The 19391-nt window shown below is 66.2% G+C and carries 15 protein-coding genes and 2 pseudogenes; 7 read left to right on the top strand and 10 right to left on the bottom strand.

Going from position 1 to position 19391, the window contains the following annotated elements:
- Positions 1-32: 32 nt before the first annotated feature.
- Both DB708_RS19545 and DB708_RS19540 read right to left on the bottom strand, forming a co-directional pair.
- Entirely contained in the window at positions 33-2426 is a 2394-nt protein-coding gene (locus DB708_RS19545; protein ID WP_108924667.1) for a cation-translocating P-type ATPase, read from the bottom strand.
- The gene (locus tag DB708_RS19540) at positions 2423-4009 is read right to left on the bottom strand and encodes a serine hydrolase (protein WP_108924665.1); all 1587 of its coding nucleotides are present in this window, start codon (positions 4007-4009) and stop codon (positions 2423-2425) included. Before DB708_RS19540 ends, DB708_RS19545 begins: the two co-directional genes overlap by 4 nt.
- Before the next feature lie 44 nt (positions 4010-4053).
- On the opposite strand from DB708_RS19540, the gene mug reads away from it, so the two are divergent.
- On the top strand, positions 4054-4587 hold the full coding sequence (gene mug, locus DB708_RS19535) for a G/U mismatch-specific DNA glycosylase (RefSeq protein WP_108924663.1): 534 nt from the start codon (positions 4054-4056) through the stop codon (positions 4585-4587).
- On the opposite strand, the gene DB708_RS19530 is transcribed toward mug, so the two are convergent.
- Positions 4565-5683, bottom strand: coding sequence for an MBL fold metallo-hydrolase (locus DB708_RS19530; RefSeq protein ID WP_108924661.1), 1119 nt, complete (start codon positions 5681-5683; stop codon positions 4565-4567). The two genes, mug and DB708_RS19530, sit on opposite strands and share 23 nt — an antisense overlap.
- 5 nt (positions 5684-5688) lie before the next feature.
- Positions 5689-6417, bottom strand: a complete 729-nt coding sequence (locus DB708_RS19525) for an enoyl-CoA hydratase (protein WP_108924659.1) — start codon at positions 6415-6417, stop codon at positions 5689-5691.
- A 27-nt stretch (positions 6418-6444) separates the two neighbouring features.
- Between DB708_RS19525 and DB708_RS19520 the strand changes: the two genes are divergently transcribed.
- Positions 6445-7917 (top strand): carboxyl transferase domain-containing protein, encoded by a 1473-nt coding sequence (locus DB708_RS19520; RefSeq protein ID WP_108924657.1) that lies wholly within the window; start codon positions 6445-6447, stop codon positions 7915-7917.
- Between the two features lie 31 nt (positions 7918-7948).
- On the opposite strand, the gene DB708_RS19515 is transcribed toward DB708_RS19520, so the two are convergent.
- Positions 7949-8737, bottom strand: a complete 789-nt coding sequence (locus DB708_RS19515) for an SDR family NAD(P)-dependent oxidoreductase (RefSeq protein ID WP_108924655.1) — start codon at positions 8735-8737, stop codon at positions 7949-7951.
- A gap of 259 nt (positions 8738-8996) precedes the next feature.
- Here DB708_RS19515 and DB708_RS19510 point away from each other — a divergent pair.
- Positions 8997-9191: pseudogene (locus DB708_RS19510) on the top strand (acetyl-CoA carboxyl transferase); the annotation flags it as partial.
- On the opposite strand, the gene DB708_RS19505 reads toward DB708_RS19510, so the two are convergent.
- A complete protein-coding gene (locus DB708_RS19505) occupies positions 9167-11107 on the bottom strand; it encodes an ABC transporter ATP-binding protein (RefSeq protein ID WP_108924653.1) in 1941 nt (646 codons plus the stop codon). The pseudogene DB708_RS19510 and the gene DB708_RS19505 sit on opposite strands and share 25 nt — an antisense overlap.
- Positions 11104-12978: an ABC transporter ATP-binding protein gene (locus tag DB708_RS19500; protein WP_108924652.1), complete on the bottom strand. Its 1875-nt coding sequence runs from the start codon at positions 12976-12978 to the stop codon at positions 11104-11106. Before DB708_RS19500 ends, DB708_RS19505 begins: the two co-directional genes overlap by 4 nt.
- Before the next feature lie 230 nt (positions 12979-13208).
- Between DB708_RS19500 and prrA the strand changes: the two genes are divergently transcribed.
- Complete coding sequence (gene prrA, locus DB708_RS19495) at positions 13209-13919, top strand: two-component system response regulator PrrA (protein ID WP_108924650.1); 711 nt, start codon at positions 13209-13211, stop codon at positions 13917-13919.
- Between the two features lie 24 nt (positions 13920-13943).
- Positions 13944-15284, top strand: coding sequence for a sensor histidine kinase (locus DB708_RS19490; RefSeq protein WP_108924649.1), 1341 nt, complete (start codon positions 13944-13946; stop codon positions 15282-15284).
- A gap of 51 nt (positions 15285-15335) precedes the next feature.
- On the opposite strand, the pseudogene DB708_RS28375 reads toward DB708_RS19490, so the two are convergent.
- Positions 15336-15446 (bottom strand): annotated as a pseudogene (locus DB708_RS28375) (sunset domain-containing protein); the annotation flags it as partial.
- A gap of 145 nt (positions 15447-15591) precedes the next feature.
- Positions 15592-16053, bottom strand: a complete 462-nt coding sequence (arfA, locus tag DB708_RS19485; protein WP_165839873.1) for a channel-forming protein ArfA/OmpATb — start codon at positions 16051-16053, stop codon at positions 15592-15594.
- Between the two features lie 142 nt (positions 16054-16195).
- On the opposite strand from arfA, the gene DB708_RS19480 reads away from it, so the two are divergent.
- A complete protein-coding gene (locus DB708_RS19480; protein WP_108924647.1) occupies positions 16196-16459 on the top strand; it encodes a DUF2630 family protein in 264 nt (87 codons plus the stop codon).
- A gap of 2 nt (positions 16460-16461) precedes the next feature.
- Positions 16462-18051, top strand: coding sequence for a phytoene desaturase family protein (locus DB708_RS19475; RefSeq protein ID WP_108924645.1), 1590 nt, complete (start codon positions 16462-16464; stop codon positions 18049-18051).
- Here DB708_RS19475 and DB708_RS19470 read toward each other — a convergent pair.
- Entirely contained in the window at positions 18048-19340 is a 1293-nt protein-coding gene (locus tag DB708_RS19470) for a citrate synthase (protein WP_108924644.1), read from the bottom strand. The genes DB708_RS19475 and DB708_RS19470 overlap by 4 nt on opposite strands.
- Positions 19341-19391: the final 51 nt, after the last annotated feature.

The raw sequence follows: 19391 nt of genomic DNA, 5'->3' as shown, positions 1-19391 counted from the left end.
TACTGGCCGGAGTCAGGACCATCCTCATCGCCCTAGTCGGCTTCGGCCTGGTCGGCCCGCCACAACCGCGGCTCGATCCCGAGCATCCTGGCCCGGATCCACCACGTCGCCTCGACCGCCGCGGCGCCCAACACCCCGATCCCCAACGCGGTCGAAGTGACCACCAGATTCGACGGGTCGAGCAGAAACTTCTGCTGAGCCAGCGGGACACTGAAGATCGCGACATAGGCCAGCCCGCAGGTGGCCACCAGCGCGACCCGCCACCACTGGTAGGGACGCGCCACCACCGCGAGCACCCACAGCGCGGTCACCAGCAGCGTGATCAGCGCGGCGGTCGACGCTTGGTCCTGTTCGGCGAAGGTGGCATGGCGGCCCCGGTAGGCCACCAGGTAGGAGACGAAAGTCGCGGTGCCAACGATCAATCCGGACGGCAGCGCCGAGGTCAGCACACGCCGGACGAAGCCGGGATAAGCACGTTCGTTGTTGGGAGCCAGCGACAAGACGAACGACGGAATGCCGATGGTGAACCACGCGGCGATCGTGACGTGGATCGGCTGGAACGGATAGAGCAGCGGATCTGCTCGCAGGGTTTTAGACAGCAGACACTCGATACCCACGAACAACGCGAGCAGTACCGAATACACCGTTTTGGTGAGAAACAGGTTGGCCACCCGCTCGATGTTGCCGATCACTCTGCGACCCTCGCCGACGACGTAGGGGAGCGTGGCAAACTTGTTGTCCAGCAACACTATCTGTGCTACAGCACGCGACGCCGGGCTACCGGCACCCATCGCAACGCCGATGTCGGCGTCCTTGAGGGCCAGCACGTCGTTGACGCCGTCGCCCGTCATCGCAACGGTATGTCCGTGCGCCTGCAAAGCGTGCACGATTGCGCGTTTCTGATCGGGCCGCACCCGGCCAAAGGTGGTGTAGGCGTCCAGTGTGTCGGCAAGTTCGCCGGGGTCGGTGGGTAGTTGGCGTGCGTCCAGCGCCTCACCGGGCAGCCCGAGATTGGCGGCCACCGCACCGACTGAGACCGCGTTGTCGCCGGAGATCACCTTCACCGAAACATCTTGGGCGGCAAAATACTCCACTGTCTCGCGGGCGTCCGGGCGCACCTTCTGTTCCAGCACCACCAGCGCGGCCGGCGTAACTCGACCCGGCGCGCCGGGGTCGTCCATCGCTACCTCGGCCGCGCCGAGCAGCAGTACCCGCATTCCCCGCGCCCCGATCCGTTCGGCCTGCGTAGCCGCCGCCGAAGCCGGGTCGAGCAACACGTCTGGCGCACCGATGACCCAGTTGCCGTGGTCGCGGTAGGATACGCCGCTCCATTTGGTCGCAGACTTGAAAGGCGCTGTGGCCGTGGCTGTCCAGTTGGGCGGCTGGTCAAAGGTTTCGGCGATCGCCTGCATGCTGGCGTTGGGACGCGAGTCGGCCGCGGCCAGCGCGGCCAGCGCATCCGCGATGGCCGCCGACTGCTGCGCGGCGAGTTCGGCGACATCGCAGACCCGCATCCCGTTTTCGGTCAAGGTGCCCGTCTTGTCGGCGCAGACCACGTCCACGCGAGCCAACCCCTCGATCGCGGGCAATTCCTGCACCAGGCAGCGACGCTGCCCCAGCCTGATCACACCGACCGCGAATGCGATCGATGTCATCAGCACCAGACCTTCGGGCACCATCGGCACCAGCGCACCCACCGTCCGCAGCACCGACTGCCGCCACCCCGCATGCGTGGTGAACAACTGCGTGTAGATCGTCAGCAGGCCGGCCGGCACCAACAGGTAGGTGATGAACTGCAGAATGCGGTTAATGCCATTGCGCAGTTCGGATTTCACTAGTGTGAATTTGCTGGCCTCGTCGGCGAGCTTGGCAGCGTAGGCCGCCGGGCCAACCTTGGTGGCCCGGTAGGCGCCGGTGCCGGCGACGACGAAACTGCCCGACATGACCACGTCACCGGCATCCTTGCCGATCGGGTCGGCCTCACCGGTCAGCAGCGATTCGTCGACCTCCAGGTTCTCCTCCTCGAGAACCTCGCCATCGACCACAATCTGATCGCCGGGGCCGAGCTCGATGACGTCGTCGAGCACCACCTCGCTAGGCGACAGCGTGTGAGTCCCGGATTGCCTGCGCACCAAAGGTTTCGCCTGTCCGACGATCGCGAGGGCGTCCAGTGTCCGCTTGGCCCGAATCTCCTGCACCATCCCGATGACGCTGTTGGCGATGATGAGTAGGCCGAACAGCCCGTTGATCAGCGAACCGGTCGCCAGCACGATCGCCAGCAGCACGCCCAGAATTGCGTTGATCCGGGTGAAGACGTTGGCGCGAACGATGTCCGCGGTGCTGCGGGCGGCGCGGGCTGCAATCGCGTTGGTATTACCTTCGGCTACCCGTTGCGCCACCTCGGCGGCGGTTAGCCCGCCGTTCATCGGGTGAACGTTCCCAGCTTGTCGGTGTCGTAATACTCCAGATTCAGTGTGTTCGGGGAAAACACAGCCTTGGAAACCGTTCCGGGAGGTGCATTTTCGTCCGTTATCGAGAAGGTGAACGTGTCGCCATCCCAGTGCGACAGGGCGAACGCCTGATTCTTCGGACCCAATGCCAGCTGCAGTTGCCCGTTATTTTGGGTCACGACTGCCGGACCCCAGTAATCGCTGGCGTAGACGCCGAGGTAGTCGGTGAGCGGTCTGGCCGGCGCGGGATTGGCCGGAGGCTGCTTGCCGACCAGCGAGCCCTGCGGGTTGTTCATCCAACCGAGCGCGTGGTTGTACAGACTCACCCAGTTCTCCCGAACTTGGCCGTACTGCACGAGATCCATGAATTGCGCGGTCAGCGCTTCCGGAATCCCATACGGTGCACCATTGGTCAGCGCGATAATGCCGACATCCTCCGACGGCATCACCACGAAGTTGGTCGCCGCGCCCGACGAAAAGCCTCCGGAGTGGCTGTACTCGGTGCGCCCCGACGAGCTCACCGTGGCGTTGAAACCTTGACCATAGGTGCCGGCTCGCGCTTTCGGCGATGACGCGGGCATCGAGATCACCTGCGGCGTGATGGCGGACAGCAACGCCTCGGGCGAGGTGATCTGCTGTCCGTTGTAGGTTCCGTTGGCCATCACCATCGTGAGCCAGCGCGCCATGTCGTTGATCGACGAGCTCACTCCGCCGGCGGGCGTCTGCGCGTCGGCGTCGCGCTGGAAGCGTGGCTCCCACTTGTCCCCGGCCTTGACGTGCAGCACCGCACGGTTGGGCCTGGCCAGATAATCGGCGTACTTGGAACTCGTCGACGCCATACCCAGAGGCCGGTAGAGCGCCTCGTCGGACAGGTCCTCCCAGGACTTGCCCGCCGCGGCCGCCACCGCCTCGGCGGCCGCGGTCAAGCCAAAGTTGGTGTAGGCGTAGCTGCTTCGAAACGGCGCCAGCGGTAGATATTTCAGCCGCTCCAGCACCTGCCGGCGGTCATAGCCGAGATCTTCCAGTTTGTCGCCGGCGTGGTCGGGCAGCCCGGAGCGGTGCGAGTACATGTCAGCGACGGTCACGTGACCGGTGACGTAGGGATCCGACAGCGCGAACCATGGCAGCTTGGCCGCCACTGGCGTGTCCCAGGTGACGACGTTATTGGTCACCTCGTGTGCCACCACGGTCGCTCCCACCGATTTCGACACCGAAGCAAGCTGGAAAACGGTGTCAGCGTCGACCTTGTTGTCTTGACCGGTGCCTTTACTGGCATCCTTCACGCCGAAGCCCTTGGCGTACACCGCTTTTCCGCCGCGGACAATGGCAACGGACATGCCCGGAACGCCGGTGGTGTGCATCAGGTCGTTGATCAGGCCGTCGACCTTCGAAATGGCCTCGTCGATGCGGCCGGGCGGAATGTCGGTACCCGACACTTCGTTGGGAGGCGCGTCAGACAACGCCGGCGGCGGGCTCGACACGGGTTGCCCAGATCCGCATCCGACCAATGCGAGCAACACCATAACCACAACAGCGGCACGTGCCGCGCGTTTCGTCATGCCCGCAGACTTTAGCGTGCCGGTCCGATGGGAGTATCGGCATTATGGCGTACGAACCAGACATCCTCGCCCCAGCTCTCGACATCGTCTTCTGCGGCATGAACCCCGCGACAACCGCGGCCGTCGACGGCCATAACTTCTCGAACCGGAGCAACCGTTTTTGGTCCGTACTGCACCTGGCCGGATTTACCGATACGCGATTGCGGCCCGAAGATGAGCGCCGGCTACTCGACTACGGCTGCGGTATCACCGCGGTTGTCAGTCGGCCGACTCGACAGGCCAGCGATGTCTCGACGGAAGAGTTCCGGCGGGCCCGACCCGAATTCGAGGCGAAGATGCGCCGCTACGCGCCGCGAGCGATCGGATTCCTCGGGAAACGCGCCCTGGCAGCGATGACCGGCCGACCGAAAATCGGTTGGGGCCCCTACACTCCCGGGTTTGCCGACACCACCGCATGGGTGCTGCCCAATCCAAGCGGCCTCAACAGAGGATTCACGCTGAACGATCTCGTTAGCGCTTACACCGAACTACGCTGTGCGCTTAGCGAATCCGGTTCTACAACCGCCACCACGGGTTGAATCGCAGGAGCCCGGCGGGGTCAATGCGTTGTCCGGGCGCGGGAACCGCGACCATGACTTCGGCGGCTTGCGCAGCCGCCAACATCCGCTCCACCGGTTCTGCCCAGGGGTGCGGCGCCAGCCGGAAGGTGCACCAGTGGATGGGCACCAACAGCCCGGATCCGGCGGCGGTGAGATCCAGGTGGGCTCGCACCGCCTCCTCGGGATTCATGTGCACGTCCGGCAGTCCCGGGATGTAGGCGCCGATGGGCAACAGGGTCAGATCGAACGGTCCGTGATCGGCGCCGATCTGCTGGTAGCTTTTCGTGTAGCCGCTGTCCCCACCGAAATAGGCGCGGTGGCTGGGGCCGATGATTCCCCACGATGCCCACAGCGTGGTGTTGCGGTCCAGGAAGCGACCCGAAAAGTGCCGTGCCGGCAGGCAAATCAGGCTCAGTTCGTCGACGTGACCGGTTTCATTCCAGTCGAGTTCGACGACGCGATGACCGGGTATGCCCCACGCGCGCAGGTGAGCGCCCACGCCGAGCGGCACGAAGAACGGCGCCCGCTGAGTGCGGGCGAGTGCGAGGGCGGTGTCGATGTCGAGGTGGTCGTAGTGGTCATGGCTGATCACCACGGCGTCGATCGCAGGCAGCGCTTCGAGCTCCAGTGGCGCCGGATGCAGGCGCTCCGGTCCGATCACGTCCGACGGCGAGCAGCGCTGACTCCACACCGGATCGGTAAGCACCCGGTAACCGTCGATCTCCAGCAGGGCAGTGGAATGGCCCAGCCAGCTGACGGCTAATCCGCCGGGGTCGGCGTCGAACGCCCCGGGCGCCGCCAACGGGATTGGCGCCGCCGGCCGGCCCCTGCCGCGTGCACCCACGAACTCCCTCGCAATCAGTGCGAGCTGCTCGCGATCCAAGTTGGGATTCGAGGCGGCTTCGAGGTTGGCGAAGACGCCGTCGCGGACATTCGGCGAGTGCTGCGTCACCGCCCGGATCGACGACGGGTCGGCTCCGAGTGCAGCCGGAGCGCCGTGCAGCGCGCGCGACATCCACCCGCCTGCGGCGAGCGTGACTGTGCCGGCGGCAAGGCGCAGCGCGGCGGGGACCATGACCGTCAGGCCCCCTGGAACCTAGGCGCCCGCTTCTCTATCCGGGCGACCTGCGCTTCGATGACGTCCTGACTGCCCCAGGCCTTGTCGAAAAGCTCCTTGTGCACTGGCCCCGCCTCCTCGATGGCGTCGTCGTTGAGTACCCGCTTGGCGTGCTGGATCGCCAGCGGCGCCAGTCCGGCGATCTCTTGCGCCCAGGCCTGCGCATCTTCGAGAGTGCCAAGGCGGTTGGCCATCCCGGTCTGCAGCGCTGTCTCGGCGCTCAGCTTCTCCGCGGTCAGCAGCATCGCCCGGGCCCGGCCGTGACCGACCAGCGACGACAGCCGCCGGATGCTCCAGTTGTCAAGGGCAAGACCGTATTTCGAAGTCGGAAACTGGAAGAACGCATCCGGGGCGACGACCCGCAGATCACATTGCATGGCCAGCTGCAGGCCCGCGCCGATAGCCGGCCCGTTGATGGCGCCGATCACCGTGATGGGAGCCGCGTCCAGGGCCTTGTGCAGTTCGATGAGCCGGTCCGGGTAGTCGGCGGCGAACGCGTCGCCGCTCAGGTCAGCACCGGCGCAGAACACCGTGCCCTGGCCGGTCAGCACGATCGCGCGGGTGGATCCGTCAGCGGCCTTCAGCACCGCCTCCCGCAGCTCCTCGACCAGCTGCGAGTTCAGGGCGTTGCGACGCTCAGGACGCTGCAACTCGATGGTCATTACGGCTTCGACCTGCGTGATACCGATCATGGGCGCCAGCCTATATAGCCTCAACCCGTGAGTCGCATCACGACCGACCAACTGCAGGATGCGGTGCTGGACGAGGGCTCCTTCGTGAGCTGGGACAGCGAACCGCTGGCGATACCGATTAGCGACGCCTACGCGCGAGAGCTGGCCGACGCCCGGGCCGCCACCGGCCGCGACGAAGCGGTGCTGACCGGCGAAGGACGAATATTCGGCCGCCGGGTGGCGGTGGTGGTGTGTGAGTTCAGCTTCCTCGGTGGGTCGATCGGGGTCGCGGCGGCCGAACGCATCACCGATGCCGTGCAGCGCGCCACGGCCGAGCGGCTCCCGCTGCTGGCCTCGCCAAGCTCCGGCGGCACCCGCATGCAAGAGGGCACCGTCGCGTTTCTGCAGATGGTGAAGATCGCCGCGGCTGTCCGGCTGCACAAGCAGGCGCACCTGCCCTACCTCGTCTACCTGCGGAACCCCACCACCGGCGGGGTTTTCGCGTCATGGGGATCGCTCGGTCACATCACCGTCGCCGAGCCGGGCGCGCTGATCGGGTTCCTCGGACCGCGGGTGTACGAGCAGCTCTACGGCGAACCGTTCCCGCCCGGCATCCAGACCGCGGAGAACTTGCAGCGGCATGGGGTGATCGACGGCGTCGTCGCCATCGACGAGCTGCGCCGAACCGTGGATCGCGCGCTGACGGTCATAGCCGACCCGCCCGGGCCGCTGCCCGCCGCGGGGCCCGCCGAATCGATACCCGATGTGCCGGCATGGGATTCGGTGCTGGCGTCGCGGCGGCCGGACCGACCGGGTGTCGGCCATCTGCTGGGACACGGCGCCACCGACCTGGTGCTGTTGTCCGGTACCGGCAGCGGAGAGGCCGCGACCACGCTGTTGGCGTTGGCCCGATTCGCCGGCCAGCCCACGGTGGTCCTCGGCCAGCAGCGCCTCACCGGGGGGCTCGTCGGGCCCGCGTCGTTGCGGGAAGCGCGTCGCGGCATGGCGTTGGCCGCTGAGCTGCGGCTGCCGCTGGTGCTGGTGATCGACACCGCCGGTCCCGCGCTGTCGGCCGAGGCGGAGCAGGGCGGGTTGGCCGGTCAGATCGCCCAATGCGTGGCCGAGCTGGTGACGCTGGATACCCCGACGGTGTCGGTGCTGCTGGGCCAGGGCAGCGGCGGGCCGGCGCTGTCGATGGTGCCCGCCGACCGGGTGCTGGCCGCGCTGCACGGCTGGCTGGCCCCGCTGCCACCCGAGGGCGCCAGCGCGATTGTCTTCCGCGACACCGAGCACGCTCCTGAACTTGCTGCGGCCCAAGGCATCCGGTCCGCAGACCTGCTGCGCTCCGGGATCGTCGACGCGATCGTGCCGGAGCTTCCCGACGCCGCCGACGAACCGATCGAGTTCTCCCAGCGACTGTCGGGTGCCATCGCCGCGGAAGTACATGCACTGCGCGACATCCCGGGCTCCGAGCGCATCAGCGAACGGCTGCGGCGCTACCGCGGCATCGGATTGCCGTGAAGCACTTGGGCGCAGCCAGGTGGCCGACGCATCATGCTGTCGAGGATGCGTCGAGGTCCGGCGCCCAGGCGACACCGTTGATGTGCGATCCCCCATCGACGAAAAGGGTGTTGCCGGTCAGGTAGCTGCTGGCGTCGGAGGCGAGGAACACCGCGACCGGGGCAATGTCGTCGTAAGGGTCGCCCATCCGGCCCATCGGGTTCGCCATGTCGGCCAGCGCCACAATGTCCGGATTGTCGCCAACGACCTTGAGGAAGGCCGGCGTCTTAGCTGCCGGCGCGATCGCGTTGACGGTCACTCCGGTTGGCGCCCACTCGCGGGCGGCGGTACGGGTCAGTGCCCGCAGCGCTTCCTTTGCGGAGTTGTACTCCAACGAGCCCATGTGGGCGTTGACGCCATTGAGACTTACCATGTTGATGATTCGGCCCCAGCCCCGTTCCCGCATGTGCGGGTAGGCGGCCTGCATCGCCCAAAACGGGGCCAGGTAACCCATTTCGATGCCGTCGCGCAGCGCTTGGTCCGTCTTGTGTTCAACGCGCCCGATGGCTCCGCCGCTCCACGCGTTGTTGACGACGATGTCGATCGACCCATACCGCTCGACAGCGGTCCGCACGGCCGTCACCACCTGCTCTTTGACTGTGACATCGACGCGTACGTAGAACCCGCGGATCTGGTCGGCCACCCGCTGCCCGGAGTTGGGATCGAATTCGGCGACGACGACACGCGCGCCTTCGTCGGCGAATCTGCGCGCGACCCCCTCGCCGATTCCCGCGCCGCCACCAGTGACCAACGCGACACGTCCGTCCAGTTGCCCCGCCATCACGCCGACACTAGCAACTCGCGGGCATCCTGCGACCCGTTGAGAACATGGGTTGTCGATGGACTATCGCCCAGTCACCTGCCTTCCTGACCAATTCGAAGCGGTTGGCGCCGGGTCGGACCACGACATATCGTCCGTCACGGTGCACCAGCAACAGCGAACAGCCGTCGTCGAAAACGACTGTCCTGGATGCAAAGTCGGTCGCACGTACGTCGCCCGAACGCGCCAATGGCATCTCGGGTTCCACGACCGCCGGCCGTCGGCCGACCTGCTGCGGTCCGGGATCGTCGACGCCATCGTGCCCGAGCCTCCCGACGCCGCCGACGAGCCGATCGAGTTCTCCCCGCGACTACCGGCCGCCATCGCCGCGGAGGTACCCGCGCTGCGCGAGGTACCCGGCGCCGAGCGCATCTCCGAACGGCTGCGCCGCTACCGCGGCATCGGATTGCCCTGAGGCCCTTGGACGTAACGGCTGTGCGACGGCAGCTGATGTTGCAGTTGGGCGGCGCGAGGTACCGCCGATCGGCCGCCACAACCACAGCGACGCGGCGTTTGCCCGCCGTGGTGGATCAGTTCGGCCGGGGTGCCGTCGGCGACGATCTCGCCGTGCTCGCCCAGCACCAGCACCCGGTCGGCGCTGTCGACCACGTCAAGCCGGTGGGCGATGATCAGGGCGGTGCGGTCGGCCAGCACGGTCTCCAGTGCGTGCTGGACCATCCGCTCGCCGGGGACGTCCAGCGCCGACGTCACCTCGTCGACAATCAGCACCGCCGAGTCGGCCAGGAACGCGCGAGATAGGGCAATGAGCTGACGCTGACCCGCCGACAGCGCTACCCCGCCGTTGCTGACCTCGGTCTGATACCCCTCGGGCAGCGCGGCAATGAACAGGTCCGCGCCGATCGCCGCGGCCGCATCCCGGACCTCCGCATCGGTTGCGTCGGGCCGGCCAAACCGAATGTTGTCGGCGATCGTGCCAGTGAACAGGAAGCTCTCCTGCGCAACCAGCACCACATTGCGGCGCAAATCGGTGTGCGCGAGATCGCGAAGGTCGACGCCGTCCAGCGTGATCGATCCCGAGGTCGGGTCGTAGAACCTGGCCAGCAGCTTGGCGATGGTGGACTTTCCCGTGCCGCTGCGTCCGACCAGCGCCACCGTCTGACCGGCCGGTATCGTCACCGACAGACCCGAGAGAACCGGCCGTCCCGGCACATAGCTGAAATGTACGTCGTCGAAAATGACTGTGCCAGAAGCAAAGTCTGTTGCCCGCGCGTCACCGGAGCGCGCCAAGGGCATCTCCGGTTCCGCGATCGCCGGGCGCCGGTTGAGCGCGACGGCAAGCTTCTCCAACGCCGCCGTCGCGGCTTGAAATGCGTTGAAGAAATGCGTGATCTCATGCAGCGGCTCGAAGAACATCCGCAGGTAGAGCAGGAAGGCAGCGAAAGTGCCGATCGTCATATCACCACCCAGCACCCGGCTGCCGCCGTAAAGGATCACCACTGCGGTGGTGACGTTGCCGATCACCTTGACACCGGGGGTGAAGACAGCCATCAGCTTGAACGCCTTCTCCAGGATCGCCCGGTACTGGTGGGCGATGTCCTCGAAAGCCACCTGGGCCCGCGACTCGCGCCGGTATGCCTGCAATGCCTTGATGCCCGACATCGTCTCGATGAACTGCATGATGACCAGCGCGGTGCTTTCGCGCACCTCCCCGTAGGTCCTGGCCGAATGGCGACGGAACCACGCGCCCATAACCAACAGGATCGGGAATACCGCCAGGCACATAAGCCCGAGCCGCCAGTCCAGGACGACCAGCAGGACCGCTATGCCCAGCGGGGTGAGCGCAGCGGTGATCAAACAGTCGAATCCCGCGAACAGCATGTCGTCAACGGCTTCGACGTCGTTGGTCAGCCGGGTCACCACCCGGCCGGTGGTGTAGCGCTCGTGAAAGGCGATGTCGAGCCGCTGGAAGTGCCGGAACAGCCGACGGCGTAAGTCCAGCAACACTTTCTGACGGAGCCGTCCGGCCCGGTTCAGGAAAAGCCAGCGGCTGATGCCGTGCACCACCACCACCCCGCACAGCGCGCCGACGACGAGCACCAGTCCGCGCGCCGAGCCACCGTGCGTGACCGCTGGAATTCCATCGTCGATACCCCGCCGCACCAGCATTGGAACCGAAAGCCGCGCAGCATTTTCCACCAACGCGACGCCCAGCAGCAGCACCAGGGTCAGCACGTGCGGCCGCATCAGCGCACCCAACAGGGCTCGCGCATCCCGGCCGCGAACCTGAGTCTCGTCGAGGGCTGGGTCGTGGTGGTCGTGGTCGGTTTGGTCGGTAACGATCAAAATGGGCCTGGTATCCAGCGTGGTCATTGATGCTCCGTCATCTTCAGTGCGAAATCTTTTGTAGTGCAATCGATGACGTCGTTGTCAGAACCCTGGTGGGCGGTCAATAGGTAGCGGTAGCGCGGCACCCGGGCGAAAAGCTCCCGATGCCTGCCGACGTGGGTGATAGTTGGACCAGATTCGCCGTCTTCCAGTAACGCCACTCGATCCGCAAGCAGCACAGTGGACAGCCGGCGCGCGACGATGATGCCGGTGACCCCCTTGAGCGCCACCCGCAGTGCCGCGGTGATCTCGGTCTCGGAATGCGCGTCGAGCCCGGACAGGGCGTCGTCGATCACCAGCAGTTGCGGCGCCGCGACGATGGCTCGGGCCAGGCACAACCGCTGGCGCTGCCCACCGGATAGCCGCATGCCCTGTTCGCCGATGCGGGTATCGATCCCAAACGGCAGCTCGTAGACAAACCGCGCCGCCGCGATGTCGACGGCCGCGGCCAGCTCCGCATCGGTGGCGTCCGGCCGGCCCATCCGCAGGTTCTCGGCCACCGACATCGAAAACACCGTCGGATCCTCGAAGGCCGTACACACCGAGCCACGCAGCGACGGCAGCGACATCTGGCGAATGTCCTGCCCGTCCAGCAGTATTTGCCCCTCCGAGGCGTCGTAGATTCGGGAAAGCAACGCTGTCAGAAGGGTTTTGCCCGCACCGGTGGCGCCGACGAGGGCCAGCGTCTCGCCGGGCTCGACGGCCAGCGTCACATGGCGGAGCAACCAGCTGTGGCCCGCTGTCGGGTCGGGCACCCGAAAGCCCACATCGCGCAGCTCGAGTCGCCCAGCGCGGACCGGTTCGAGGTTGGGATTGGGCCCGTCGGTGATAGTGCAGGGTGCGTCGAAGATTTCGGCGATCCGGTTTGCCGCCGTCATCGCCTCCTGAGTCATCGAGAGGAGAAAGCCCATCGATGCGACCGGCCAGACCAGCGACAGCGTCATTGTGATGAATGCGGCCAGCGTGCCGATGGTCACCAAACCGTGGCCCGCCGCGTATGCACCGAAGCCCAGCAGCGCAACCAGCGCCACGTTGGGGATGACCTCGAGGATGGTCCAAAACTTCGCCGCCACTGACACTTTAGCGCGGCCGATTTCGTACATCCGGCTGGCTTGCGCGTCGAAGCGCTCGAACACATGCTCCTCGCGACCGAATGCCAGGACCACGCCGCGGCCCAGTGCCGACTCCTCGACATGCGTTGCGAGATGGCCGGATTGATCCTGCGCCTGTCGCGACAGTCGGGTGAACTCGCCCTGGTAATGCAGCACGGTGGCCATGATCGGCACGATCGAGGCCAGCACCACGAGGCCCAACGGCCAGTACATCACCAACAGACACACCGTCACCACGGTGATCTGCAGGACGTTGAGCAGCATGAACACCGCTCCGAACGACATCAGATCGCGGATCGTGGCCAGATCATTCATGATCCGCGACACCAGTTGGCCGGTTTGCCACCGATGGTGAAACGACATGGGCATCATCTGCAGGCGGGCGTGCAGGTCCCTGCGGATATCCGTTTCGACGCCCATCGTGGCGTGCGCGGTGAACCAGCGGCGGATGAACAACATCACCGCGTCGCCCAGACCAAGGGCTGTCACCCCGATGCCCAGCATCCACAAACCGCTCTGGTCATGGTGGCGTACCGGCCCGTCGATCACCGCTCGGGTCATGATCGGGATGCCCACCGTGGCAACGAGACTGGCGATCGCCACCGATACGATGACGATCCAGCGCGCGCGGTGCGGAATAAGGTAGGGAAGGAGCCGCTTCAGGTCCGACGCCGCACCCGGGCGTTTGGGCGCAGCGGCGATCGCAGACGATGAGCGAAGGGCAGGTGCATCCAGCGGGCCCATGGCCTCAGTCACAACGATTCCGCCTGTAGAAGTTCCTGTGCGGCAGTGGCACCGAAATCGAAGGCCCGCAACATCAACGCTGACCAAGAACCCCAATGTCTTGGCCTGCCACCTGGATTCGATCATGGCACGGCGTCATTGGTCGGCAGTCGCGGCCGAGACTCGAAAACGTAACCATTTAGCCACTGTGGTGCTCCCCTGTGACCCGTTGTGGGCGACAATCCGGCAAAATGGGCGGCATGGACTCTGGCGTCAGCTCACCTCGCGTCTTGGTCGTCGATGACGACTCCGATGTGCTTGCCTCGCTGGAACGCGGCCTGCGACTTTCCGGCTTCGAAGTTTCCACCGCTGTTGACGGCGCCGAGGCGCTGCGTAGCGCCACCGAGACCCGCCCGGACGCGATCGTGCTCGATATCAACATGCCCGTGCTGGACGGCGTCAGCGTCGTCACCGCCCTGCGCGCCATGGACAACGACGTGCCGGTCTGTGTGCTGTCGGCGCGCAGCTCGGTTGACGACCGGGTGGCCGGCCTGGAGGCCGGTGCCGACGATTACCTGGTCAAGCCGTTCGTGCTGGCCGAGCTGGTCGCTCGGGTGAAGGCACTGCTGCGCCGCCGCGGCGCCACCGCCTCGACCTCCTCGGAGACCATCACGGTGGGCCCGCTGGAAGTGGACATCCCCGGCCGGCGGGCGCGGGTCAACGGCGTCGACGTCGATTTGACCAAGCGCGAGTTCGACCTGCTGGCGGTGCTGGCCGAGCACAAGACGGCGGTGCTGTCCCGCGCCCAGCTGCTCGAGCTGGTGTGGGGCTACGACTTCGCCGCCGACACGAACGTCGTCGACGTCTTCATCGGGTATCTGCGCCGCAAGCTGGAGGCCAACGGCGGCCCGAGGTTGCTGCACACCGTCCGTGGGGTTGGGTTCGTACTGCGGATGCAGTAACGACGCGGTAGGCAGCAGCAGCCAATGAATTTCCTGTCGCGGATCTTGGTCCGTACGCCCTCGCTGCGGACCCGGGTGGTGCTCGCAACAGCTATCGGCGCCGCGATCCCGGTGCTCATCGTCGGGGCAGTCGTCTGGGTCGGGATCACCAACGACCGCAAGGAACGGCTGGACCGCCGCCTCGACGAGGCCGCGGGTTTCGCGATTCCCTTCTTGCCGCGCGGCCTGGACGAAATTCCGCATTCGCCCAACGACCGGGACGCGATCATGACGATCCGGCGCGGGGACCAGGTCAAGTCGAATTCCGACGTGACGCTGCCCCGCCTCGAGGTCGACTATGCCGACACCTACGTTTACGGCGTGCGCTACCGGGTGCGCACGGTAGAGATCCCGGGACCGCTGCCCACCACGCTGGCCGTCGGCGCGACATATGACACCACCCTGGCCGAAACCAACAATCTGCACCGCAGGGTGCTGCTGATCTGCGGGTTTGCCATCTTCGCGTCGACGGTGTTTGCGTGGCTGCTGGCCTCGTTCGCGGTGCGCCCGTTCAAACAGCTTGCGCAGCAAACCCGGTTGATCGATGCGGGCGACGAGGCGCCGCAGGTCGAAGTGCACGGCGCCACCGAGGCCGTCGAGATCGCCGAGGCCATGCGCGGCATGCTGCAACGCATCTGGAATGAGCAGAACCGAACCAAGGAGGCGCTTTCCTCGGCGCGCGATTTCGCCGCCGTGTCCTCGCACGAACTGCGCACTCCGCTGACCGCGATGCGCACCAATCTCGAGGTCTTGTCGACCCTTGATCTCCCCGATGACCAGCGCAATGAGGTGATCAGCGACGTCATCCGCACCCAGTCCCGGATTGAGGCGACCCTGAGCGCGCTGGAGCGGTTGGCGCAGGGCGAGCTGTCCACCTCCGACGATCACGTGCCGGTCGACATCACCGAGCTGCTGGACCGCGCCGCCCACGACGCGACGCGGGTCTACGCGGACCTCGACGTATCGCTGGTACCGTCGCCCACCTGCATCATCGTGGGGCTGCCGGCCGGGTTACGGCTCGCGGTCGACAACGCGATCGCCAACGCCGTCAAACATGGCGGCGCTACCCGGGTCCAGCTCTCAGCGGTCAGCTCGCGTGCCGGAGTGGATATCGCCGTCGACGACAACGGCATCGGCGTGCCCGAAGGCGAGCGCCAAGTGGTGTTCGAGCGGTTCTCCCGGGGCTCGACGGCTTCGCACTCGGGGTCGGGTCTCGGTCTGGCGTTGGTGGCCCAGCAAGCGCATTTGCACGGTGGGACGGCGTCGCTGCAAGACAGCCCGCTGGGCGGTGCCCGGCTGCTGCTGCGCCTGCCCGCCCCCAGTTAAAGCCCGCCGCCCCTTGTCATTTCCCCGAGTTGTTGTGCCCGGCGTAAAACCGGCTCGTAACGCGGCTAGCTCATCGTAAAACCACACCTGGGCAACCGTCGCGTCGTAGCCGACGTTGTCCGGGGTGTAGTAATGCCGGGTATCGGTACTCGCCTTGACCAACCATCACGGCGGGCCGCGCCCATCGGGGTTGGCCTGCGCCGAGCGGGGTCCGTACGGCGCAGGCGTCCATGCCGGATCGTCCTCAGCCGACTACGATTTCGACGCGGCGATTCTTAGCGCGACCATCGGCGGTCAGCCACCCGGGTCAGGCTGAATCCGGCATTCCCAAAGGAAATCGGACCAGATTCGACCAGGTGTGCGTGGCCTCGCGCTCGATGGTGTTCTTCTGATCTTGCGTCGCGGCGGTTCCGGTCAGCGTGATGGTGTCCCCGCCGACCGTGAGATTGAAGTCGGCGACCGAAGCGCTGTTCTTGAAAATCGTTCCGGCGTTTGAGAAATCGAGCGCATCGACATTGGGGTTGATATGGATCTGGTCGATGATATTGACGCCGGCAGGGACGGCGCTTTTCAGCACCTTCGTCAGCACGGACTTGGCCGAATCGCCGGGGAAATTTCCGGTGAGGGTTATGTTGTTGCCGTTGCGGGCAATTGAAAGTGGCGCCAGGGACAGCGGCGGCTTACCGGGCTTGCCCGATACCGCGATCGGTGGTGGCGCACCGGTGGCCCCGGCCCGGTCGAAAGCACCATGGCCGATTACAGCTATCAACAACCGCTCGGCCGAAACGCGCCCGTAGGCCCACGACTGCCCCCGCCTCGATGAACTTGCGCAGGACGCGTCCGTCCTGCGGGCGATATGCAGCCTACCGACGCGGCCCAGCGATACCGCTTGCGTCGGGCACACTGGAGCAATGGCCGATAGTAGGAAACCGACCGACAGCGAAACCCTGGCGCACATTCGCAACCTTGTCGCTGAGGAGAAGGACCTGCGGGCACAGCTGCAGCACCGCGACATCAGCGAGTCCGAGGAGCACGAACGGCTGCGCCGGGTCGAGGTCGAACTCGACCAGTGCTGGGACCTGCTGCGTCAGCGGCGCGCGTTGCGCGAAACCGGTGGCGATCCGCGCGAGGCCGCGGTGCGTCCCGGCGACCAGGTCGAGGGCTACCTGGGCTAGCGATGTCCCTCGATGGCGAGCCGGGTTGTGACCCGGATTCCGACGTAATTGTCGTGGGCGGGGGCCACAACGGCCTGGTGGCGGCGGGCTACCTGGCCCGGGCCGGCCTTCGGGTGCGGTTGCTGGAGCGGCTGGGGCACATCGGTGGGGCCGCGGTGTCGGCGCAGGCCTTCGATGGCGTCGACGTCCGGGTGTCGCGGTACTCCTACCTGGTCAGCCTGCTGCCACCACGAATTCTCAAGGACTTGGGCGCCGACGTGCGGCTGGCGCGGCGGCGATTCTCCTCGTACACGCCCCAACCGGAGACGGGCGGGCGCAGCGGACTGCTGCTCGGGTCGCACCACGAGCGCGATTCGTTCCGCGCGGTCGGCGCCGCCGGCGACGAACACGGTTTCGCCGAGTTCTACCGGCGCGTCCGCCTGGTGACCGACCGGCTCTGGCCGACGCTGACCGAACCGCTGCGCACCCGCGAGCAGTCGCGCCGCCACGTCCTGACCGCCGGCGATCCCGAAGCCGCCGCCACCTGGCGGGCCATCCTCGACGAGCCGATCGGGCACGCGATCGCCGACGCGGTGCGCGACGATCTGGTCCGCGGTGTGATCGCGACCGATGCGCTGATCGGCACCTTCGCCCGTCTCGACGAACGGTCGCTGCGGCAGAACATCTGCTTCCTCTATCACGTGGTCGGCGGGGATTGGCACGTCCCGATCGGCGGGATGGGCTCGGTGACCGCGACCCTGGCCGCCGCCGCGGTCCGCCACGGCGCTGAAATCACCACTGGTGCAGAGGTTTACAGCGTGGCACCGGACGGCTGTGTGCGCTACCGCCGCGACGGCGAAGAGCACCGGATTCAAGCGCGCTTCGTTCTTGCCGGCGTCACGCCGGCGGTGCTGGCCGAACTTCTCGGTGAGCCGTCCGCGCCGCTGGCCCCGGGGGCGCAGGTGAAGGTCAACATGGCGCTACGGCGGCTGCCCCGGCTGCGCGATGACAGCGTCACCCCCGAACAAGCCTTCGCCGGCACGTTTCACGTCAACGAGACATGGAGCCAACTGGATTCGGCCTACACACAGGCCGCCGCCGGGAAGCTGCCGGATCCGTTACCATGCGAGGCGTACTGCCATTCGCTTAGCGATCCCAGCATTCTGTCGGCCGGGTTGCGCGACTCGGGCGCTCACACCATGACGGTGTTCGGTTTGCACACACCACACTCGTTGCTGGACGGCGACTCCGCTGTCTCCCGCGACCAGCTGACCGAAGCGGTGCTGGCGTCACTGAATTCTGTTCTGGCCGAACCGATTCAGGAGGTGCTGATGAGTGACGCGCAGGGCCGGCCATGCATCGAGACGACCACCACCCTGGACTTGCAGCGCACCCTGGGGATGACGGCAGGCAACATCTTCCACGGCACGCTGTCCTGGCCGTTCGCGGACGATGACGAGGCGCTCGACAACCCCGCCCGCCAATGGGGCGTGGCCACCGCGCATGAACGAATCATGTTGTGCGGCTCCGGTGCTCGGCGCGGCGGTGCCGTATCCGGCATTGGAGGACACAACGCGGCGATGGCGGTGCTGGCCTCGCCCAGGGCCGCCTAGCGCCCGTCGATACCGGCGTAGTCGCGTTCGGTGTAGCCGGTGTAGATCTGGCGCGGACGGCCGATCTTGCTGTCGCCCTCGTCGTGCATCTCACGCCAGTGCGCGATCCAGCCGGGCAGCCGGCCCAACGCGAACAACACGGTGAACATCCGGACCGGGAACCCGAGGGCCCGGTAGATCAGCCCGGTGTAGAAGTCGACGTTGGGATACAGCTTGCGCTCGATGAAGTAGTCGTCGGTCAGCGCGGCCTCTTCGAGCTGCTTGGCGATGTCCAGCAGCGGATCCCCGCCGAGTTTGGCCAGGATCTTGTCGGCCTGCTCCTTGACGATCCGGGCGCGCGGGTCGTAGTTCTTGTAGACCCGGTGACCGAAGCCCATCAGCTTGACGCCCTCGTCGCGGTTCTTCACCTTGCGGACGAATTCGCTGACGTCGTCCCCGCTTTCACGGATCTGTTCGAGCGTCTCCAGCACGGCCTGATTCGCGCCGCCGTGCAGCGGCCCCCACAGCGCATTGATGCCACCGGAGATCGAGGTGAACAGGTTGGCCTGCGACGAGCCCACCAACCGCACCGTCGACGTCGAGCAGTTCTGCTCGTGGTCGGCGTGCAGGATCAGCAGCATGTCCAGCGCGCGGACTACCTCGGGGTCGGCCTCGTAGGGCTCGGCGGGCAGCCCGAACGTCATCCGCAGGAAGTTCTCCACCAGCGACAGCGAGTTGTCCGGGTAGAGGAACGGCTGTCCGACAGACTTCTTGTAGGCGTAGGCGGCGATCGTCGGCAGCTTGGCCAGCAACCGGATCGTCGACAGCTCGACGTCCTCGGTGTCCATCGGGTCCAGCGAGTCGGGGTAGTACGCGGACAGCGCGTTGACGGCGCTGGACAACACCGGCATCGGGTGCGCGTTGCGTGGGAACCCGTCGAAGAACCGCTTCAGGTCCTCATGCAGCATCGTGTGCAGCTGAATCCGCTTGGTGAAGTCGGCCAGCTGGACGGTGGTGGGCAGTTCGCCGTAGATCAGCAAGTAGGAGACCTCGAGGAAGGTCGACTTCTCGGCGAGCTGGTCGATCGGGTAGCCGCGGTAGCGCAGGATTCCCGCGTCGCCATCGATGTAGGTGATCGAGCTCTTGCACGCGGACGTATTGACGAAGCCGTTGTCGAACGTCGTGTAGCCGGTCTTGGACAGCAGCGGGCCGAGAGCAATACCGTCAGCGCCTTCGGTGGCTTTGACGATCTGTAGGTCGATCTCACCGCCCGGGTACTTCAGACTTGCGGTGTCGTCCGTGTCGGCCACGAGAACCCCTTTGCGCTCTGGCTGGTATGGCTGCGCCTGACTAGGTGCGTA

The sequence above is a fragment of the Mycobacterium montefiorense genome (assembly GCF_003112775.1).
GTDB classification, from domain to species: domain Bacteria; phylum Actinomycetota; class Actinomycetes; order Mycobacteriales; family Mycobacteriaceae; genus Mycobacterium; species Mycobacterium montefiorense.
This window is presented reverse-complemented; position numbering and strand designations above follow the sequence as displayed.

Bases quoted from the DNA above. Each gene is read 5' to 3' on its own strand.
- DB708_RS19540 (WP_108924665.1), bottom strand. From the start codon at position 4,009: ATGACGAAACGCGCGGCACGTGCCGCTGTTGTGGTTATGGTGTTGCTC.
- DB708_RS19525 (WP_108924659.1), bottom strand. From the start codon at position 6,417: ATGATCGGTATCACGCAGGTCGAAGCCGTAATGACCATCGAGTTGCAG.
- DB708_RS19530 (WP_108924661.1), bottom strand. From the start codon at position 5,683: ATGGTCCCCGCCGCGCTGCGCCTTGCCGCCGGCACAGTCACGCTCGCC.
- DB708_RS19505 (WP_108924653.1), bottom strand. From the start codon at position 11,107: ATGACCACGCTGGATACCAGGCCCATTTTGATCGTTACCGACCAAACC.
- DB708_RS19500 (WP_108924652.1), bottom strand. From the start codon at position 12,978: ATGGGCCCGCTGGATGCACCTGCCCTTCGCTCATCGTCTGCGATCGCC.
- DB708_RS19480 (WP_108924647.1), top strand. From the start codon at position 16,196: ATGGCCGATAGTAGGAAACCGACCGACAGCGAAACCCTGGCGCACATT.
- DB708_RS19475 (WP_108924645.1), top strand. From the start codon at position 16,462: ATGTCCCTCGATGGCGAGCCGGGTTGTGACCCGGATTCCGACGTAATT.
- prrA (WP_108924650.1), top strand. From the start codon at position 13,209: ATGGGCGGCATGGACTCTGGCGTCAGCTCACCTCGCGTCTTGGTCGTC.
- DB708_RS19515 (WP_108924655.1), bottom strand. From the start codon at position 8,737: ATGGCGGGGCAACTGGACGGACGTGTCGCGTTGGTCACTGGTGGCGGC.
- DB708_RS19490 (WP_108924649.1), top strand. From the start codon at position 13,944: ATGAATTTCCTGTCGCGGATCTTGGTCCGTACGCCCTCGCTGCGGACC.
- DB708_RS19545 (WP_108924667.1), bottom strand. From the start codon at position 2,426: ATGAACGGCGGGCTAACCGCCGCCGAGGTGGCGCAACGGGTAGCCGAA.
- mug (WP_108924663.1), top strand. From the start codon at position 4,054: ATGGCGTACGAACCAGACATCCTCGCCCCAGCTCTCGACATCGTCTTC.